The sequence below is a fragment of the Jiella sp. M17.18 genome, assembly GCF_041027365.1.
Classification (GTDB): domain Bacteria; phylum Pseudomonadota; class Alphaproteobacteria; order Rhizobiales; family Rhizobiaceae; genus VKMB-3413.
The window spans coordinates 40,096-58,799 of record NZ_JBFTEH010000014.1 but is presented as its reverse complement, the minus strand read 5'-3'; the positions used below and the strand labels follow the sequence as shown (position 1 = coordinate 58,799).

General features: G+C 67.9%; 16 protein-coding genes. 4 read left to right on the top strand and 12 right to left on the bottom strand.

Annotation, left to right across the window (positions count from 1 at the left end; all coding sequences use genetic code 11):
* Window positions 1-38 precede the first annotated feature (38 nt).
* The 11 genes from AB5S17_RS20780 to AB5S17_RS20730 all read right to left on the bottom strand — a co-directional run bounded on the left by AB5S17_RS20780 (window position 39) and on the right by AB5S17_RS20730 (window position 13,058).
* On the bottom strand, window positions 39-980 hold the full coding sequence (locus tag AB5S17_RS20780) for a 2-hydroxyacid dehydrogenase (protein WP_369243011.1): 942 nt from the start codon (window positions 978-980) through the stop codon (window positions 39-41).
* Window positions 977-1,642 (bottom strand): NUDIX domain-containing protein, encoded by a 666-nt coding sequence (locus tag AB5S17_RS20775; RefSeq protein ID WP_369243009.1) that lies wholly within the window; start codon window positions 1,640-1,642, stop codon window positions 977-979. The genes AB5S17_RS20780 and AB5S17_RS20775 overlap by 4 nt, the downstream gene beginning before the upstream one ends.
* Window positions 1,639-3,303, bottom strand: coding sequence for an ABC transporter ATP-binding protein (locus AB5S17_RS20770; protein WP_369243007.1), 1,665 nt, complete (start codon window positions 3,301-3,303; stop codon window positions 1,639-1,641). The genes AB5S17_RS20775 and AB5S17_RS20770 overlap by 4 nt, the downstream gene beginning before the upstream one ends.
* Window positions 3,304-3,338: 35 nt before the next feature.
* The gene (locus AB5S17_RS20765) at window positions 3,339-4,472 is read right to left on the bottom strand and encodes a cation diffusion facilitator family transporter (RefSeq protein WP_369243005.1); all 1,134 of its coding nucleotides are present in this window, start codon (window positions 4,470-4,472) and stop codon (window positions 3,339-3,341) included.
* Window positions 4,469-4,900: a type II toxin-antitoxin system VapC family toxin gene (locus AB5S17_RS20760; RefSeq protein WP_369243003.1), complete on the bottom strand. Its 432-nt coding sequence runs from the start codon at window positions 4,898-4,900 to the stop codon at window positions 4,469-4,471. The genes AB5S17_RS20765 and AB5S17_RS20760 overlap by 4 nt, the downstream gene beginning before the upstream one ends.
* A gap of 3 nt (window positions 4,901-4,903) precedes the next feature.
* The gene (locus tag AB5S17_RS20755) at window positions 4,904-5,125 is read right to left on the bottom strand and encodes a hypothetical protein (protein WP_369243001.1); all 222 of its coding nucleotides are present in this window, start codon (window positions 5,123-5,125) and stop codon (window positions 4,904-4,906) included.
* A 5-nt stretch (window positions 5,126-5,130) separates the two neighbouring features.
* Complete coding sequence (locus AB5S17_RS20750) at window positions 5,131-6,303, bottom strand: ABC transporter permease (RefSeq protein WP_369243095.1); 1,173 nt, start codon at window positions 6,301-6,303, stop codon at window positions 5,131-5,133.
* A gap of 122 nt (window positions 6,304-6,425) precedes the next feature.
* Window positions 6,426-7,556 (bottom strand): microcin C ABC transporter permease YejB, encoded by a 1,131-nt coding sequence (locus tag AB5S17_RS20745; protein ID WP_369242999.1) that lies wholly within the window; start codon window positions 7,554-7,556, stop codon window positions 6,426-6,428.
* 149 nt (window positions 7,557-7,705) lie between these two features.
* A complete protein-coding gene (locus AB5S17_RS20740; protein WP_369242997.1) occupies window positions 7,706-9,586 on the bottom strand; it encodes an extracellular solute-binding protein in 1,881 nt (626 codons plus the stop codon).
* Window positions 9,586-11,520, bottom strand: a complete 1,935-nt coding sequence (locus AB5S17_RS20735; protein WP_369242995.1) for an ABC transporter substrate-binding protein — start codon at window positions 11,518-11,520, stop codon at window positions 9,586-9,588. The genes AB5S17_RS20740 and AB5S17_RS20735 overlap by 1 nt, the downstream gene beginning before the upstream one ends.
* A 233-nt stretch (window positions 11,521-11,753) precedes the next feature.
* The gene (locus AB5S17_RS20730; protein WP_369242993.1) at window positions 11,754-13,058 is read right to left on the bottom strand and encodes a c-type cytochrome; all 1,305 of its coding nucleotides are present in this window, start codon (window positions 13,056-13,058) and stop codon (window positions 11,754-11,756) included.
* A 202-nt stretch (window positions 13,059-13,260) separates the two neighbouring features.
* On the opposite strand from AB5S17_RS20730, the gene AB5S17_RS20725 reads away from it, so the two are divergent.
* From AB5S17_RS20725 to AB5S17_RS20710, 4 genes are all read left to right on the top strand, one after another.
* Window positions 13,261-13,992 (top strand): 3-deoxy-manno-octulosonate cytidylyltransferase, encoded by a 732-nt coding sequence (locus tag AB5S17_RS20725; RefSeq protein ID WP_369242991.1) that lies wholly within the window; start codon window positions 13,261-13,263, stop codon window positions 13,990-13,992.
* Between the two features lies 1 nt (window position 13,993).
* On the top strand, window positions 13,994-14,965 hold the full coding sequence (locus tag AB5S17_RS20720) for a prephenate dehydratase (RefSeq protein ID WP_369242989.1): 972 nt from the start codon (window positions 13,994-13,996) through the stop codon (window positions 14,963-14,965).
* 145 nt (window positions 14,966-15,110) lie between these two features.
* A complete protein-coding gene (locus tag AB5S17_RS20715; protein WP_369242987.1) occupies window positions 15,111-17,408 on the top strand; it encodes a putative bifunctional diguanylate cyclase/phosphodiesterase in 2,298 nt (765 codons plus the stop codon).
* A 79-nt stretch (window positions 17,409-17,487) separates the two neighbouring features.
* Window positions 17,488-18,006, top strand: a complete 519-nt coding sequence (locus tag AB5S17_RS20710) for a hypothetical protein (protein ID WP_369242985.1) — start codon at window positions 17,488-17,490, stop codon at window positions 18,004-18,006.
* An 18-nt stretch (window positions 18,007-18,024) separates the two neighbouring features.
* Here the strand turns inward: AB5S17_RS20710 and bluB are convergent, their stop codons facing one another.
* Entirely contained in the window at window positions 18,025-18,681 is a 657-nt protein-coding gene (bluB, locus tag AB5S17_RS20705; protein ID WP_369242983.1) for a 5,6-dimethylbenzimidazole synthase, read from the bottom strand.
* Between the last annotated feature and the right edge of the window lie 23 nt (window positions 18,682-18,704).

Sequence of the window (18,704 nt, the reverse complement as noted above, 5' to 3'; positions counted from 1 at the left end):
GTTGGATGGCGGAAGTGGAACGGCGGGCGGCGCTGCGGTCAATAGCCGCTGGCGCGGTCGACGAGATGCTTGAGCGGTTCGCCGCGCTGGTGGGCGGCGATCTGCTGCATGACGAGGGGGGCGAGCTGCTCGGGATCCGAAACCGCGGCGGCGTGCGGGGTGACGAACACCTTCGGATGCGCCCACAGCGGGGAGGCGGCGGGCAGCGGCTCGACCGTGAAGACGTCGAGCGAAGCTTCCATCAGGATGTCGCGGTCGAGCGCGTCGAGAATCGCCACTTCGTCCTGCAGGGCTCCGCGCCCGGCATTGATCAGCACCGGGCCGCCGAGCGGCGTCTGGCGCTTCAGCTTCGACAGGAGGTCGGCGTCGATGATGCCGCGCGTCTCCGCCGTCAGCGGCAGGAGCACGACGAGGATGTCGCTTGCGGCGAGGAAGGGCGAAAGGCCGTCCGAGCCGGAATAGGTCGCGACGCCCGGCGCGGTTCGCCCGCTGCGGCTCCAGCCGGCGACCTGGAAGCCGAGCGTCCGCAGCTTTTCGGCGGCATCCTGGCCGAGGGCGCCGAAGCCCATGATGCCGACCGTCACCTCGCGCGCCGCCGGCTGCATGCGCTCGTGCCAGATCCTCTGCGCCTGCTGCTGGCGGTAGGCGCGCCCGCGGCGGAAATGGTCGAGCACGCGCCAGACGACGTATTCGCTCATCCGCGCAGTGAGGTCGTCGGCGACGATGCGGGCGATCGGCACGTCCGGAAGCGAGCGGTCGGCGAGGATGTGATCGACGCCGGCACCGAGTGAGAAGATCGCCTTGAGGTTCGGCAGCGCCGAAAGGATGCCGGGCGGCTGTTTCCAGACGACGGCGTAGTCGATCGACGGGTCGTCGGCGCGGCCGGGCTGAAGCACGATGGTGTGGCTCGGATCGGCCGCCTTCAGCGCCTCGTACCAGCGCTGCGGGTCGAAGCCTGTGACGGAGAGGAGGATGCTCATTGCGCGCTTTCCGCGTCGTCGATCGATCCGACCAGCGCCTGCGCCATGGGGCGCCCCTTGCGCGCGAACCAGTGGGTGCAGGCGAGGAGATAGCCGTTCTCGATGCGACCGTCGTCGACGGCGGCGACGAGATCGTCCACCTTGGCGAGGATCGGGCGGATATCCTCATGCTCGTCCGGCTTGCCGGCGGCTTCCGCCAGTCCGGAGGCGTCGACGATGGCGAGGAAGATCGTCGCCTGCTCGCTGGTCAGTCCCGGCGTCGGCATCATCTTGAAGCAGGTCTCGATCGCCCTGCAGGAAAGGCCGGTCTCCTCCGTCAGTTCACGCGCCGCGGCGTCTTGGACCGATTCGCCCGGGTCGACCATGCCGGCGGGGAGTTCCAGAATCGCTCCGTTGGGCGTCTTCAGCGCCGCCGTGACCCGGAACTGGCGGATGACGACGATCGCGTCGCGCTCCGGGTCGTAGGGCACGATCACCGCGACGGGGCCGGTGTCGAGAAACTCGCGGTGGAGCGGCCCGATCGAGCCGCCGTCGTCCATCGCGTCGTGGCGGACGGTCACGCCGCGCAGGTTGCGAAAGCCGTCGTGAAGAAGCTCTTCGTTGTCGATGGTGAAGTCCATCGGCTGGTCGGAAAGCTGGTCCCGGTAGTGGCCGGTGCTCATTGCGAAACGATCCCCGTCGGTGCGGCTTCGATGTCGAAGGCCGCCGCCATCAGCGCCTTGGTGTAGTCGGTCTGCGGCCGCTCGAAGATCTCCTCCGCCGGACCGCGCTCCATGACGACGCCGTTTCGCATGACGATGACCTCGTTGGCCAGCGCCCGGACGACCTTCAGGTCGTGAGATATGAAGAGATAGGCGAGATCATGCCGCTTCTGCAGGTCGCGCAGGAGGTCGACGACCTGCGCCTGGACGCTCATGTCGAGCGCCGAGGTCGGCTCGTCCAGCATGACGAATCGCGGGTTCAGCACCATCGCGCGCGCGATCGCGATGCGCTGGCGCTGGCCGCCGGAGAACTCGTGCGGAAACCGGAACCGCGCCGCGGGGTCGAGCCCCACCTCGTTCAGCGCCGCGACGACCCGCGCGTCGCGCTCTGCGGCGGACAGCCCGCGCTCGTGGATCGTCAGCCCCTCGGCAACGATGTCGGCGATCGGCATGCGCGGCGAGAGCGAGCCGTAGGGGTCCTGGAAGACGATCTGCATCCGGTCGCGCAGGGGCCGCATCTTCTTGAACGAACGGTCGTCGATGCGGGCGCCGTCGAAGGCGATCTCCCCCTTGGACGAGATCATCCGGCAGAGCGCGAGGCCGAGCGTCGTCTTGCCGGAGCCCGATTCGCCGACGACGCCGACGGTCTGGCCGGCGCGCACGGTGAGGTCGATGCCGTCAACGGCTTTGACGTAGCCGGTGGTCTTGCGGAAGAAGCCGGTCTTGATCGGGAACCAGACCTTCAGGTCCTTCGCCTCCACCACGACCGGGGCATTGGTGTTGGCGGCGGGCGGCCGCCCCTTGGGCTCGGCCGCGAGCAGGTGCCTGGTATAGGCGTGCTGGGGATCGGCGAAGATGCGGGCGGTCGCGCCCTCCTCGACGATCTTGCCGCGATACATCACGCAGACGCGGTCGGCGATCCGCCGCACGATGCCGAGATCATGGGTAATGAACAGCATCGCCATGCCGTGGGCGGCCTGGAGCGTCTTCAGAAGCTCCAGGATCTGCGCCTGCACGGTGACGTCGAGGGCCGTCGTCGGCTCGTCTGCGATCAGAAGGTCGGGCTCGTTGGCGAGCGCCATGGCGATCATCACGCGCTGGCGCTGCCCGCCGGAGAGCTGGTGCGGATAGGCGCCGAGGCGCTCCTCCGGATTGCGGATGCCGACCTGGGCGAGAAGCTCCAGCGTGCGCGCCCGCGCGGCCTTCTCGCCGAGACCGCGATGCAGGGTCAGCACCTCGCCGACCTGCCGCTCGATCGTGTGCAGCGGGTTCAGCGAGGACATCGGCTCCTGGAAGATCATCGAGATGCGGTTGCCGCGCACCTTGCGCAGCTGCCGGTCGTCGGTGCCGATGAGGTTCTGGCCCTCGAAGAGGATCGCGCCGGAGGGGTGGCTGGCGGCCGGGTAGGGCAGGAGCTTCAGGATCGACAGCGCCGAGACCGACTTGCCGGAGCCCGATTCACCGACCAGCGCCAGCGTCTCGCCCCGGCCGATCGCAAAGGAGACGCCGTCGACGGCGGTGACGGTCTTGCCGCCTTGCTGGAAGGCGACCGAGAGGTTCTCGACCGACAGGAGCGGGTCGGAAGCGCGAATGGCGGGCGCGGCGGCCGGGGTCGTGGTCAAGCGCTGCGGTCCTTGCGTGGAAAGCCTCGAACGGTTCAGGCGGTAAGGGGCGAGAAGCCCCCGCCGGCGGTCCGGTGCGAGTGCGTGTGGGAATGATCGCCGCCGCGCGGGCCGGTGTGGACCGTGCCGTGATCGTCGACGCGCGCAGCGAGGTCTGTCGGCGGGGCTCCGGTCTCATGACAGGAACTTTGGCCGTTGTCGGCGCAGACCTCCCATTCGATCTCGACCGTCGCATGCCCGATCGAGAACCGCTCCTGCAGCTCCTTCTTGATCGCGCGAGTCACGATCGTCCCGTCCGTCGTCTCCTCGATGCAGGCGTGCAGCGTCGCCATGCGCCGCTGCGGCGTGATCGCCCAGGTGTGGACGTGATGCACTTCGCGCAGACCCTCGACCGCACCGACGAGATGCGGCGCGATGTCTGCGCTTTCGACGTCGCCGGGCGTGCCTTCGAGGAGCACATGGCCGGCATCGCGCACCAGCCTGTAGGCGGAGACGAGGATGATCACCGAGACCAGCACGGACAGGATCGGGTCGATCGGGAACCAGCCGGTGAAGAGGATGACGACGGCGGCGGCTATCGCTGCGACGGAGCCGAGAAGATCGCCCAGAACGTGAAGGACGGCGCCGCGGACATTGAGGTTCTCCCGGTCGCCGCCGTGCAGCACGAAGAACACCGCAATATTCACGACGAGGCCGCCGATCGCGATCGCCAGCATGGTCCCGCCGAGCACCCTGCTCGGCGACATCAGCCGCTCCACCGCCTCGTAGACGATGAAGGCGGCGATCAGGAACAGGACGAGGCCGTTGACGAAGGCGACGAGTACTTCGAAGCGGTCGTAGCCATAGGTCCGCTCCGCGTCGCTCGGCCGCCGCGACAGCCGGAAGGCGAACCAGCCGAGGCCGAGGGCGGCGAAGTCGGTCAGCATGTGCCCGGCATCGGCCAGAAGCGCCAGCGAGCCGGAGAACAGGCCGCCGATCACTTCGGCCAGCATGAACACGCCGGTCAGCCCCGCCGCGATCGCCATCCGCGTCTCGTTGGCGCCATGCGCGTGGCCGCCGAAGCCGTGCGAATGGGAGTGGCCGTGGTGGTCATGATGGTCATGGGAGTGACCGCGCCCATGATCGTGGCCGTGCGACTGGCCGGCGTGGTGATGGTGGTGATCGGTCATGGCCACTTTTCCCAGTCGCCGACATCCTCCACCGCGATCCGAGAAATCGCTTTCGGCATGCGAAGCCGCTGGTCGGATGAGACGATAACGTTGCAATTGCTGGCGATCGCTGTCGCCACGTGAATGGCGTCGGGCGTCTTGCCGCCGAAAGCCGCCCGTAGCCTAGCGGCGTCTCGCAGGACTGCCCGGTCGATCGGCAGGACGGTCAAACTCTCGTCGCTGATCAGGAATTCCTCGTAGGCGGCGACCAGACTATGGTCTCCGTCCCGAAGGGGCCCGACAAGAACCTCGGACAGGCTGAGTTCACTGGTGAAGAGCTTGGCCATCCCGGGTTCGACGACATCGAAGAGACGGATGACAGGATCATCATCGACTTCGACGAAGCTGATCAGTGCGTTGGAGTCGAGATAGACGGTCCAGCGCGCCATTGTCTAATCCCACTCGTCGCGCAGAGCGCGAACGCGTGCGACGGCTTCTTCGATCGTCGTCTTCTTGTGCGCGGCGATCCCGTGGAAGCGAAGATATCGCGGCTCTTGCCTGTAGGGCTCGACCGTCACCCTGACGCGTTGCCCAGGGTCCAGGTCCTTGCGGATGTCCTCCGGTAGGTTGTCCGCCGGATAATCGTCGACGACAATCTTTCTCAGTTCGTTCATGTCTGTCACCCGAAGCTCTTGCGCGGGTCGAAGGCGTCGCGCACTGCCTCCCCGATGAAGACGAGCAGGGAGAGCATCAGAGATAGCACGATGAAGCCGGAAAAACCGAGCCAGGGGGCCTGAAGGTTGTTCTTGCCCTGCGCCAGGATCTCGCCCAGCGACGGCGAGCCGGGGGGCAGGCCGAAGCCGAGGAAGTCGAGCGAGGTCAGCGTCGTGATCGAGCCGTTCAGGATGAAGGGCAGGAAGGTCAGCGTCGCCACCATGGCGTTCGGCAGCATGTGGCGGAAGATGATCGTCCGGTCGCCGACGCCGAGCGCCCGCGCGGCGTTGACATATTCGAAGTTGCGGGCCCGCAGGAACTCCGCCCGCACGACGCCGACGAAGGCGACCCAGGAGAACAGGAGCATCACCCCGAGCAGCACCCAGAAGCCGGGCGGCAGCACGGCGGCGATGATCAGCAGCAGGTAGAGCACCGGGATCGACGACCAGATCTCGATGAAGCGCTGGAAGAGGAGGTCGATCCAGCCGCCGAAATAGCCCTGGATCGCGCCGGCGGAGACGCCGATCAGCGCCGAGGCGGCGGTGAGGATCAGCCCGAACAGCACCGAGATGCGGAAGCCGTAGATCAGCCGCGCCAGGACGTCGCGCGCCTGGTTGTCGGTGCCGAGCCAGTTCATGTTGCCGAAGGTGCAGTTCGGGTCGTCGACGCCCTTCGGATAGTTCTTGCAGCGCTCGGCCTTGGTCAAAAGCCAGGACGGCGGCGAGGGCGCGGTCGAGGGGATCTCGTTGTTGACCGTGCCGTAGGAGTAGCGGATCAGCGGCCAGACCATCCAGCCATGCGAATTGATCTCGTCCTGCACGAAGGGGTCGCGATAGTCGGTGACCGGCAGGAAGCCGCCGAAGGTCACTTCCGGGTAGTCGACGAAGACCGGATAGTAGAACTCGCCCTTGTAGTCGACGAGCAGCGGCTTGTCGTTGGCGATGAACTCGGCGAACAGCGTGACGACGAAGAGGACCGCGAAGATCCACAGCGACCAGTAGCCGCGCTTGTTCGCCTTGAAGTTCTGCCAGCGGCGCTTGTTCAGCGGCGACAGGCGCGGGCGCCGGGTGAACTCGGCCTCCGGCGCGAGCTGCGCGACGCCGCTCGTCTGCTCCTCGGCGATCGCCTCGGCGCGCATGTCCGGCAGCTCGCCGGGCGGGTGGTCGTGGCCGAGCCGATCCTTCAGCGGCTCGTCGCCGCGTGGCCCGTCGGCATTGAGCGTCTCGCTGGCGGGGCGGTTGCCGCGATCGTCCATCATCCTCAGACCTCCCGCCGTTCGAAGTCGATGCGCGGATCGATCCAGGTGTAGGTCAGGTCGGAGATCAGCGTCGTCACGAGGCCGATCAGCGAGAAGATGTAAAGCGTGCCGAACACCACGGGATAATCGCGCTGATAGATGCTGTCGAAGCCGAGGAGGCCGAGCCCGTCGAGCGAGAAGATCTGCTCGATGAGCAGTGAGCCGGTGAAGAAGGCCGAGATGAAGGCGCCGGGGAAGCCGGCGATGATGATCAGCATGGCATTGCGGAAGACGTGGCCGTAGAGCACGCGGCGCTCGGTCAGGCCCTTCGCGCGAGCGGTCGTGACGTACTGCTTGCGGATCTCGTCGAGGAAGGAGTTCTTCGTCAGGAGGGTGGTCGTGGCGAACGCCGACAGCGACAGCGCGATCAGCGGCAGCGTGAGGTGCCAGAAATAGTCGGGGACCGTGCGCGCAAAGCAGGCGGAGGCGTCGAACTTCGCCGACCAGGGCGCACACCAGGCGCCGCTGACGCCGTCCGACAGGAGCCCGCGCAGCGGGAACCAGTCAAAGAAGGAGCCGCCGGCGAAGAGCACGATCAGGAGCACGGCGAAGAGAAAGCCGGGGATGGCATAGGCGACGATGACGATGCCGGACGTCCAGACGTCGAAGGTCGAGCCGTCCTTCAGCGCCTTGCGGATGCCGAGCGGGATCGAGATCAGGTAGGAGAGGAGGGTGATCCACAGGCCGAGCGAGATCGAGACAGGCATCTTCTCCAGGATCAGGTCCCACACCGAGATCGAGCGGAAATAGCTCTCGCCGAAATCGAAGCGGATGTAGTTCCACAGCATCAGGCCGAAGCGCTGCAGCGGCGGCTTGTCGAAGCCGAACTGCTTGTTGAGCTTGGCGAGGAACTCGGGGCTCAACCCCTGTGCGCCGCGATAGCCGGAATCGCTGCCGCCGCTCTGCGCGGCGCTGAAGTCGCCGCCGCCGCCGGAAACGCGCGCCGAGGCGCCGCCGGCATCGCCCTGCAGGCTGGCGATGACCTGTTCGACCGGACCGCCCGGCGCGAACTGCACGACGATGAACGAAATCGCCATGATCCCGAACAGGGTCGGGATCATCAGGAGGAGGCGGCGGAGGATGTAGGCGCCCATATCGGGGTGATCGTCTCCGAAGGTCTCGCCGGCGGCCCGGCGCGCCGCGGTGCGCGGCTCGTTCTCGTTAACCGTTCCGGGCCCTCGGCGCAAAATCGGGCGACTTCATGCCCGCCGGCCATGCCGGCACAGTCGCCCGCAGCGCTTGCTCAGGCCTTGCCGACTGCCTTCGCCTTGGCCGCGTCGAACCACCACAGCCGCTCGACCGGCCAGGCATAGTCGGGCTTGTCGGGCTTGAAGCCGAACATGTCCCAGAAGGCCGCGTAGTGGAACGGCGCGTTGATGTTCGGGATCCAGTCGAGCCGCCAGCGCAGCACCCGGTCGAGCGCCCGCATCGCGGTGACGAGATCCGCCCGGCTCCGCGCCGCCCCGACCTTGCCGATCAGCGTATCCACGGCTTCGCTCGACATGCCGGGATAGTTGTAGGAGCCCGGCCGATCCTTCGCGTCGCCGCCGAAGAACAGCGACAGGCTCTCGCGCGTCGGCGTCGCACCCAGCTGGAAGGCGGCGAGGATCATGTCGAAGTCGAAGCTGTTGCTGCGCGCCTGATACTGCGCCTCGTCGACGAGCCGGATCGAGGCGTCGACCCCGAGGAGGCGCAGCGTGTCGATCATCTTCGCATAGACGCGCGCCTGTTCCTGGCCGCGCGTCAGAAACTCCAGGACGAAGGGCTGGCCGGACTTGTCGACCAACCGGCTGCCCTGCCGCCGCCAGCCGGCGGCGGCGAAGAGGTCGGAGGCGAGGCGCAGGTTCTTGCGGTCCCGCCCGGAGCCGTCGCTCACAGGCTGCAGCCAGACCGGACCGAACACCTCCTCCGGAACCTTGCCGCGCAGAGGCTCCAGCAGCGCCAGTTCCGCCTTCGACGGCGTGCCGGTGGCGACGAAATCGGAGCCCTCGAAGGGCGAATTCGAATGCCGGCGCAGGCCGAACATCAGGTTGGTGTTCGTCCACTCGAAGTCGAAGCACAGGTTGATCGCATGGCGCACGCGGCTGTCGGCGAAGCGCTCGCGCCGCTGGTTCAGCGCCCAGCACTGGAAGGTCGGCCGCTTCTCCCGCGGGAAGGTGCGCTTGACCACCGCACCGCGCTTCACCGCGGGGAAGTCGTATTCGGTCGCCCAGTCCTTCGAGGTGAACTCCTCGCGGAAGGTGATGAGGCCCTTCTTGAAGGCCTCCAGCGCCGGCTGCCGATCGCGGAAGAAGTCGATGCGGATCGTCTGGAAGTGGTCGAGCCCGCGCGCGAAGGGCAGGTCCTTCGCCCAGTAGCCCGGCCGCTTGTCGTATTCGATGAAGCGGCCGAAGTCGGACCGGCCGACGCTATAGCGCCCGGACCCCGGGATGATCTCGGTCGAGACGTCGGTGAGGCTGCGCCGGCCGAAGAAGTCGGCCGAGAGGATCGGCATGCCGAGCGCGTCCAGCGCGTCGCCGAAGCCCTGGCGGCCGTTGAAGGCGATCCGGACGCGCCCGTCCGCCAGCGCCTCGACCTTGCCGACGTTGCGCAGCGAGACCTGCAGGCTCGGATGGCCGTTCTGCTTCAGCTGCTCGTAGGAAAAGACGACATCCTTCGCCGTCACCGGCGCGCCGGTCGAAAAGTGCGCCTCGGGCCGGAGTTCGAAGGTGAAGCCGTTCCGGTCGGGGGAGACGGTGACGCTCTTCGCCAGCGCGCAGTAGATCGCGTCGGGCTCGTCCATCGAGGAGACCATCAGCGAATCGTAGAGGTACTCCATGCGCGGCGGCGCATTGCCCTGCAGGACGAAGGTGTTCAGCGTGTCGAAGGTCTGCGGCGACTGGTTGAACAGCCAGCTCGAGACGGACAGGTTCATCGGGCCGCCGTCCGGCGCGTCCGGCGCGGCATAGTCGAAGGCGGTGTAGTCCGGCCCGTATTTCAGCTCGCCGAAGACCGACAGGCCGTGCAGCGGCCTGTCGGTGGGCACGGCGGCGAAGAGCTTGCCCGGCAGGGCCGCGGCCCCGCCGGCGGCGAGAGCCAGCTGGCCGAAGCGGCGGCGGGTGAGATGCGTCAGAGCGGTCGCCATCACTTCGCCGACGCCGTGTCCTTGCCGGCGCCCTTGACCCACCAGGCATAGGGATCGATCGAGGCGGAACTCGGCCGCTGCTTCGGCATCTGGAGCTTCGTCCAGTAGGCGAGCCAGACCTTGTCGTTGTACCACTGCGGGATGACGTAATATTCCCACAGCATCACCCGGTCGAGCGCATGGGTCGCCGCCACGAGATCGGCCCTGTCCTTGGCAAAGACGATGTCGTTGATGAGCGTGTCGATCGCCGGATTCTTGATGCCGGCATAGTTCCGGCTGCCGGGACTGTCGGCCGCCTTCGAACTCCAGTAGTCGCGCTGCTCGTTGCCGGGCGACAGCGACTGCGGATAATAGGGGATGCTGGCGACCTCGAAATCGAAGTTGCGCAACCGGTCGATATATTGGTTCTGGTCGACGATGCGCACGGTCGCCTTGATGCCGAGCCGCTCCAGGCTGCGGGCATAAGGTTCGAGGATGCGATTCTCCGAGGGGTCGTCGCCGAGCATCTCGATGGTGAAGGGCTCGCCGGTCCTGGCGTTCACGAGCCCGGTGCCCTTGCGGACATAGCCGGCCTCGGTCAGCAGCTGATAGGCCTGCCTGAGATAGGTGCGCGTCGCGTTCGCCGTGTCGTAGTCGGGCAGGGTGAAGGGCTTGGTGAAGACCTCGTCCGGGATCTTGCCCTTCAGCGGCGTCAGGAATTTCAGCTCGCGATCGCCCGGCAGGCCGCTCGATGCCAGTTCGCTGTTGGCGAAATAGCTGTCGAGCCGCTTGTAGAGGCCGTGGAACAGCGTGCGGTTCATCTCCTGGAAGTTGAAGGCGAGGGTCAGCGCCTCGCGCACCCGCCGGTCCTGAAATTTCGGCAGGCGGTTGTTCAGGACATAGGCCTGCATGTTCGCGACCGAATGGTTCGGCACCGTCTTCTGGATCACCTCGCCGTTCTTGACGGCGGGAAAGTCGTAGCCCTCGGCCCAGCGCTGCGAGATGTTCTCGATGCGGTAGTCGTCGAGCCCGCCCTTCTTGAAGGCCTCCCAGGCGGCGTTCTGGTCGCGGAAATAGGTGTAGTCGATCCGGCCGTAGTTGTAGCGCCCGACGCGCGTCGGATTGTCGGCGGCCCAGTAGTCCGGCACCCGCTCCCACTCGATCGACTTGCCCATCGAGAACTTGCCGATCCTGTAGGGGCCGGAACCGAGCGGCGGCTCGGAGGTCGGCTGCGAGATGTCGCGCTTCTTGCCGTCCGGGCCGGTGCCCTCCCAGTAGTGCTTGGGCAGCACCGTCAGGTCGCCCATGATGTTCGGCAGCTCGCGGTTGTTCTTCTGGTCGAAGGTGAAGGTCACCTCCCGGTCGCCCGTCTTCTCCGCCTTGACGACGTTCTTGTAGTAGGCCGCCCATTGCGGATGCAGGGACTTCAGCGTGTTGAAGCTCCAGATCACGTCCTCGACGGTGATCGGCTTGCCGTCGTGCCAGCGGGCCTTGGGGTTCAGCCGGAAGGTGACGGAGGAAAAGTCGGGCGGATAGCGGAGCGCCTCGGCGATCATGCCGTAGGAGGTCGCCGGCTCGTCGGTCGACTGCTCCATCAGCGAATCGTAGAGCAGCCCGCCGCCGAAGGTGGCGAGACCGGCGGCCGGCGTGCCGCGCACGATGAAGGGATTGAAGCTGTCGAAGGAGCCGATGACGGCGCTGTTCAGCGTGCCGCCCTTCGGCGCGTCCGGATTGACGTAGTCGTAGTGCTTGAAGTCGGGCGGATATTTCGACGGGGCGATGAGGGAGATCGAGGTCTGCCAACCACCGGCCGTTTCACCCGCCGCAGCCGGCTTGGCGGCCTCCTGCGGCGTCGATGCCTTCGGCGCGTCCTGGGCGAGGGCGGCGCCGACCGTCAGGGCGAAGGCGAGGGCGGCGGAGCCGGCGAGGCGGGCAAGACGCGGCAGTGACGGCAAATGGACATCTCCGTTGCGGGTGCGGTGCGCGGGCAGCGAGAACATTCCGCGACGTTTATGGCCATCCTGCGATGAGCTGTCACCTGACGATTGCGTAATTCGCTGACGGGCCTCGGATTTCGGCTCCGGGCCGGGAACCATGCGCGAGGTTGTCGGGCAGATGGCGGCGGTCCAGACGAAAAAAGCCCCGGACGCTGCCGGGGCTTCCTTCGCATGCGGGCTGTTCGCCCGGCTCAAGGGTTCTTCGGCTTGCCGTCCGGGCCGAAGCTCGCGAGATAGGCGATGACGTTGTTGATGTCGTCCTGGCTGCTGAGGCCGGGGAAGGACATCTTGGTGCCGGGAACCAGCTTCTGCGGGCCCGAGAGCCACTGGTGCAGCTCGTCGACCGTCCAGACCGGATGGGTCTTGGCGTAGTTCTGCAGCGCGCTCGAGAAGTTGTAGCCTTCGACGAGGGCGACCTTCTCGCCGACGATGCCGTTCAGCTCCGGCCCGATCTTGTTCTTGGCGCCTTCGCCGATGGCGTGGCAGGCCTGGCACTTGCGGAAGACCTGCTTGCCGGCGGCCGGGTCGCCGGTGATCGCCGCCTGCTGCGTGCCGCCTGCCGGCTGGCTGCTGGCCGCCGCCTGCCGCTGGCCCGCCGGGGCGGGCTGCGCGATGCCTTGCGCCGGCGCAGCGCTCATCCCCTGCGTGCCTTCGGCGCCGGCGTTGACGTCGCCGCCCTTCGGCGCGTTGGCCTGGTTAGCCGCCTGCTGCTGGGCGGCCGGCGGGTTCGGCTTGTTCTCATTCGCCTGCGTCGGCGCGGCCTGGGCGTTCGGCTGCGGCGCGGCGGCCTGGCTGTCGGTCGTCGCTGGCGTCTGCGTCGGCTCCTGGGCAGCGGCGACGCCCGGCTGGGTGGTCGTCGCGGGATTGGTCTCGGCGTTCGCCTCGGCGCTCGCGGGCGCGCCGCCATTGCCGGCGTCCGCGCTCTTCTGCCCCTCGGCCGGCGGTGGCGGCAGCGGCGGCGGGTTGTCGTTCAGCGTCCGCAGATAAGCGATGACGTCAGCGCGCTGCTGCGGGTCCTTCAGGCCCGCGAAGCCCATCGCCGTGCCCGGCACGTAGTCCTTCGGCGCCTTGATGAAGTGGTAGATGTGGTCGTAGGTCCACTTCTTCTGGCCGTTGTCGGAGAACTTCTTCATGCCGGCGGAATAGGAGAAGTCGGAGACCGAGGCCACCGGCCGGTCGACGACGCCCCACAGGTGCGGGCCGACCTTGTTCGGGCCGCCCTTCTCGCCGCTGTGGCAGGCCTGGCACTTCTTGAAGATCGTCTGCCCTTCCTTGACGTCGGCGTTCTGCAGGAGAGCGGCGACCGGCGGATCCTCGGCAGCCGCCTTCTGCTCGGTCCCGCCGCCCTGCTGCGGTTCCGCGACGGCGATCTCGAAGCCCGGCTTTTCCGGCGCCTCCGAGCTGAACAGCCCTTCCGCGAGCAGGCTGCCGCCGAACAGCACGAAGACCGTTCCCAGAACGGCTCCGAAGATCTTGTTGGCTTCGAACGAATCCATCGGCCGGAACGACCTCCCCCTGACTTTTTGCCGACGCCGTCCGGCGTCTCCCCCAAAGCAAAACCGCGCGAAACCTAGGTCTTTTGCGATTCCAAGGCAACACCTGTAAGAGCCGCCGTGAGCTGGCCTTGCGACAGCCTTGTCATCGCCGCACCGGCGGTTCAAGGCGTGTGGCCCTTCACCTTTAGTTCAGGCGAAACCCATGGCGATCCTCGTCCTCATCCCCGCACGCTACGGCTCGACCCGGCTGCCGGCGAAAGCCCTGGCCGACATCGCCGGCAAGCCGATGGTGGTACGCGTCGCCGAGCGCGCCGCCGCGGCCAGGATCGGTCGCGTGTTCGTGGCGACCGACGCCGAGGCGATTCGCGACGCGGTCGTGTCGGCAGGCTTCGAGGCGGTGATGACGTCGGCGGCGCATCAGTCCGGCTCCGACCGCATCTTCGAGGCGCTGCAGGCGGTCGATCCGGAGGCTACGGCGGAGACGATCGTCAACGTCCAGGGTGACCTGCCGACGATCGAGCCGGAGGCCATCCGCCAGGTGCTCGCGCCTTTCGAGGATCCGCGCTGCGACATCGCGACGCTCGCGGTCCAGATCACCCACGAGGCCGAGCGCACCAATCCGAACGTCGTCAAGCTGGTCGGTTCGCCGATCGGCCCGACGCGGATGCGGGCGCTCTACTTCACCCGGGCGACGGCGCCCTGGGGGCCGGGGCCGCACTATCACCATGTCGGCCTCTACGCCTATCGCCGCGCCAGCCTGGAGCGATTCGTCGAGCTGTCCCCCTCGACGCTGGAGACGCGCGAGAAGCTGGAACAGCTGCGCGCGCTGGAGGACGGCATGCGCATCGACGCCGAGATCGTCGACACGGTCCCGCTCGGCGTCGACGGGCCGGACGATCTGGAGCGGGCCCGGCAGATGTACGGAGTATCCTGAAATGAGTTCGGCCAAAGACCGCCCGATGATCGCCTTCCAGGGCGAGCCCGGCGCCAATTCCGACATGGCCTGCGCGAGCGTCTTCGGCGACGCCTACGAGCCGCTGCCGTGCCCCTCCTTCGACGACGCCTTCGCGGCGCTGAAGGCCGGCTCGGCCGAGCACGAGGGCCGGATGCGGCGCGTCGAGCGGGCGATGATCCCGATCGAGAACACGCTGGCCGGCCGCGTCGCCGACATCCATCTCCTGATGCCGGATTCCGGCCTGCAGATCGTCGGCGAGTATTTCATGCCGATCCACTTCCAGCTGATGGCGCTGCCGGGCGTGAAGCGCAGCGAGATCCGGAGCGTCCACAGCCACATCCATGCGCTGGGCCAGTGCCGGAAATATATCCGCGCGAACGGTTGGAAGCCGGTGGTGGCGGGCGACACGGCGGGGGCCGCGCGCGAGGTTTCGCAGAGCGGCGACCGGACGCGGGCTGCCCTCGCGCCGGAACTCGCCGCCGAGCGCTACGGCCTCGCCATCCTGGAGGAGGACGTCGAGGACGCGGCGAACAACGTCACCCGTTTCGTCATCCTCGCCAATCCGGACATGCAGCCGCTGGCCGATCCCGACGAGCAGCGCCTCAGCCTCTGGGCGAAGCGCGATGCGGCCCTGTCGGAGAGCGGCCGCACCTATATCAGCCGCGACGTGGTGACGACCTTCGTCTTCCGCGTGCGCAACATCCCGGCGGCGCTCTACAAGGCGCTCGGCGGGTTCGCCACCAACGGCATCAACATGACCAAGCTGGAGAGCTACCAGCTCGGCGGCAGCTTCTCCGCGACGCTGTTCTATGCCGACGTCGAGGGTCATCCGCACGACCCCGCGCTCGCCCGCGCGCTGGAGGAACTCGGCTTCTTCTCCGCCGAATACCGCAATCTCGGCGTCTACCCGGCGGCGGAGAACCGTCACGCCCTCCTCCTGCCGGGGGAGTAGGCGGCCTCCCAAGGCAATCGGTTGCGGATGATACGGCGCGGATGTTTCTGAAGAAAGCAGGTATTTCTTCAGAGGTTTGCGCTTCAATGCGTCGATACCCGCGCCGCGATGCAACGGCGCGGCGACGATGTCCGGAGCCACAACCTTGTCGACGATCACCAGCGCAGCCGATCCCGGCGCCGAAGAGCCGCCGCAATCCGGCGCGGGAGACGATCAGCTTCGCGGCCGGCAGCTTCATGCGTCGGAATCGAACGTCGAGCGCGGCCTGATCGGGTTCACCGCCGCCGCAACCCTCGCCGTGATCCTGTTCCACGCCGAACTGGGGCCGGCGATCTTCGTCTGGTACGGCGCGGTGCTGGTGCTGTGCTGCGTGCGCATCCCCATCGCCAGGCGCATGCTCCGGCAGTTGCCGCAGCCCATCTCCCTGCGGCAGGTCGCGCCCTTCGCCGTCTGGAGCGCGGTGACTGCGCTGGTGATGACGAGCTATCCCTCGCTGCTGGTGTTCACCACGCAGGGATTCACCTTCGCGTTCATGCTGGCCCTCTGCATCGGCACCTTCTGGTCCGCGAGTTCCATCCACGCGCCGGTCCTGCGCATTTCGATCACCTTTCTGCTGACGCAGATGGCCGTGTTCACCGCCAGCGCGTTCTATGCCGGGATGGACTGGGAGCGCGCGGCGCTCGCCGTGCTGTTCATCTGCGGAGCCGGCGCTGCGCTGCAGGTGATCCGCCAGCATTCCTCCCTCTTCGCGCAGTCGGTGCAGCAGCAGCTGGAGCTCGAGAAGAAGACCGAGGTCATCGGGCTGTTGCTGCGCGAGCACGAGGACCAGTCGAGCGACTGGCTGTGGCAGACCGACGCGAATCTCGACGTCTTCGCTCCCTCGACGCGGTTCGCCGAAGTGATCTTCGACCGGCCGCTCGCCGGGCAAGCGATCGCCGACATCCTCGCCGACCCCGACATGCCCGGAAACGCTCAGGCGCTCGAGCGCCTGCGCGACGATCTGGCGGCGCGGCGCTCGTTCCGCGACGTGGTCGTGCCCTGCAGGATCGGTTCGGCGTCGCGCTGGTTCCAGGTCTCCGGACGGCCGCTGTTCGACGCGCGGGCGGGCTTCACCGGCTATCGCGGCGTCATGGCGGACGTCACTGCGGCGAAGCAGGCGGAAGCCCGGATCGTCCATCTCGCCCATCACGACGCCCTGACCGACCTGCCCAACCGCACGCTCCTCGGCCACGCGGTTGACGACGCCTTGCGGGCCGGGCGGGCCTTCGCCCTTCTCAGCATCGACCTCGACGGCTTCAAGCCGGTCAACGACTGCTACGGCCATCCCGTCGGCGACCGGCTCCTGGTTGAGATCGCACGGCGGCTGAAGGCGGCGCTGGAATCGGGCAGCATGGTCGCGCGCTTCGGCGGCGACGAGTTCGTCGTCCTCAGCTGGCGGCACGAGCCGGATGCGGTCGAGGCGCTGTGCCGCCGGCTGCTGTCCGCCGTCGCCGAGCCGATCCGGATCGGCGAGGTCGAGGCGGTGGTGGGGGCCAGCATCGGCGTCGCCTTCGCTCCCGCCGACGGCGCCTCGCAGGAGAGCCTGCTGAACGGCGCCGACTCGGCGCTGTACCGCGCCAAACAGGCCGGCCGCGGCACCTTCCGCTTCTTCGCCGCGGACATGGACCAGCAGCTGCAGGTCCGGCAGGTGCTGCTGCAGGATCTCCGGCTGGCCCTGGCCCGGGGCGAGTTCAGCCTGCACTACCAGCCCTTCGTCGACGTTAGGACCGGGGACGTGACCGGCTGCGAGGCGCTGCTGCGCTGGGAGCATCCCGAGCGCGGCATGATACCGCCGGTCGACTTCATCCCGCTCGCCGAGGAAAGCGGCCTGATCGTCCCGATCGGTCTGTGGGTGATCGGGGAGGCTTGCCGGGAGGCCGCCACCTGGCCCGCCGGGCAGCGCGTGTCGGTCAACATCTCGCCGGTCCAGTTCCGCGACCGGGAACTGCCGGACCGGATCATCGAAGCCCTCCACGCCGCCGGCCTGCCGGCGAACCGGCTGGAGATCGAAGTCACGGAGACGGCGCTGGTCGACGACGTGAACGCGGCGGTCGACATCCTGCGTCGGATCCGCGCGATCGGGGTGCATGTGGCGCTGGACGACTTCGGCACCGGCTATTCCTCGCTCAGCTATCTCCGGCTCTTCCCCTTCGACAAGATCAAGATCGACCGCTCCTTCGTCAGCGACCTCAACAAGCGGCCCGATTGCCAGGTCATCGTGCGCGCCATCCGCGACATCGCGACCGGCCTCGGCATGACGATCACCGCCGAGGGCGTCGAGACCGCCGAGCAGGCGGCGCAGCTCCGCCTGACCGGCTGCCACGAATTCCAGGGCTATTTCTTCAGCCGGCCGCAGCCGGTCCGGGATCTCGCCGCCGTCATGGCCCGGCGATACGCGGCCTGAGCGAGGTCGGGCCGTTCGACGCTGGAAGCGGGCCGCAGGCCGTTCGGCCAACGCACTTCGAAGTCGTGAGGTCTCCTGCATGGGCGGAGAAACGCCGGACAGTCTTCAGATCGGGACGATCGGGGTCGGTCGCGGCCGGCTCGGACTGTGCCGGCTGCCGGGTCTCGGCGGCGATCTGTCCGGCGATCTTGCCGTCGTCGCCGACTGGCGGCCGAGCCTCGTCGTCTCCCTCACCGAACGGGCGGAGATGGAGGCGGTCGGGTGTGGCATGCTGGGCGGTCGGCTGGCTTCGCTCGGCATCGCATGGGCGCATCTGCCAATCCGCGACTTCGAGGTGCCGGCCGGGGCTACGGAGGCAGCGTGGCCGGACCTCGCGGTGCGGCTGCACACGCTGCTGGATGCCGGAGGCCGCGTCCTCCTGCATTGCCGCGGTGGTCTCGGCCGCTCCGGCATGATCGCGCTTCGGCTGCTGATCGAGCGAGGCGAAGAGCCGGCGCCCGCCCTTTCTCGGCTTCGGGCGGTCAGGCCGGGTGCCGTCGAGACCGGCGAGCAGATGGACTGGGCGCGGGCCGGTCGTCAGTCTCGACGCGCCGTTTGATGTCCGCCGCGACACGCGTCATCTCGTCAGAACGCGCCGCCCCGCCGCCGTTCGCGCCTGCCAGCCCTGCCGCTCGAGTTCCGGCGTGTCGTGCTCCTCCTCCGGCCAGCCGAGGCAGAGATGGGCGATGAAGCGCCAGCCGGCCGGCGGATCCAGCCCCGCGGTGACGTCATCCGGGTCGAGGATCGAGACCCAGCCGAGGCCGAGGCCATGGGCGCGCGCCGCGAGCCACAGAACGTGGATCGCGCCGACGACGGAGAAGTCCAGCGTCTGCGGCATGGTCATGCGGCCGAGGCCCGCGCCCTGGCCGGTCGTCCCGTCGCAGAAGACCGCCAGCTGGACCGGCGCCCGATCGAGCCCGGAAAGCTTCAGCCCGGCGTAGAGCTTCGCCCGCTCTCCGCCATAGCCTCCAAGCGCCTCCGCATTGCAGCGCTCGAAGCTGCGGCGGACCGCCGCCCGCGCCGCGGCGCTCTCCACCCTCACGAACCGCCACGGCTGGCTGTTGCCGACCGAGGGTGCCGCCTGGACGAGGTCGAGAAGGGCGTCGATCAGTGCGTCGGGGACGGGATCGGTCCGGAACCGCCGCACGTCGCGCCGCCAGGCGAGAAGATCCGTCAGTCGGTCGCGAAAGGCGTCGTCGAATTCGGGCGGGGCGGGGGAGGCGTCGGCTGGCATGGCCGGGAGGATTATCACGTTCG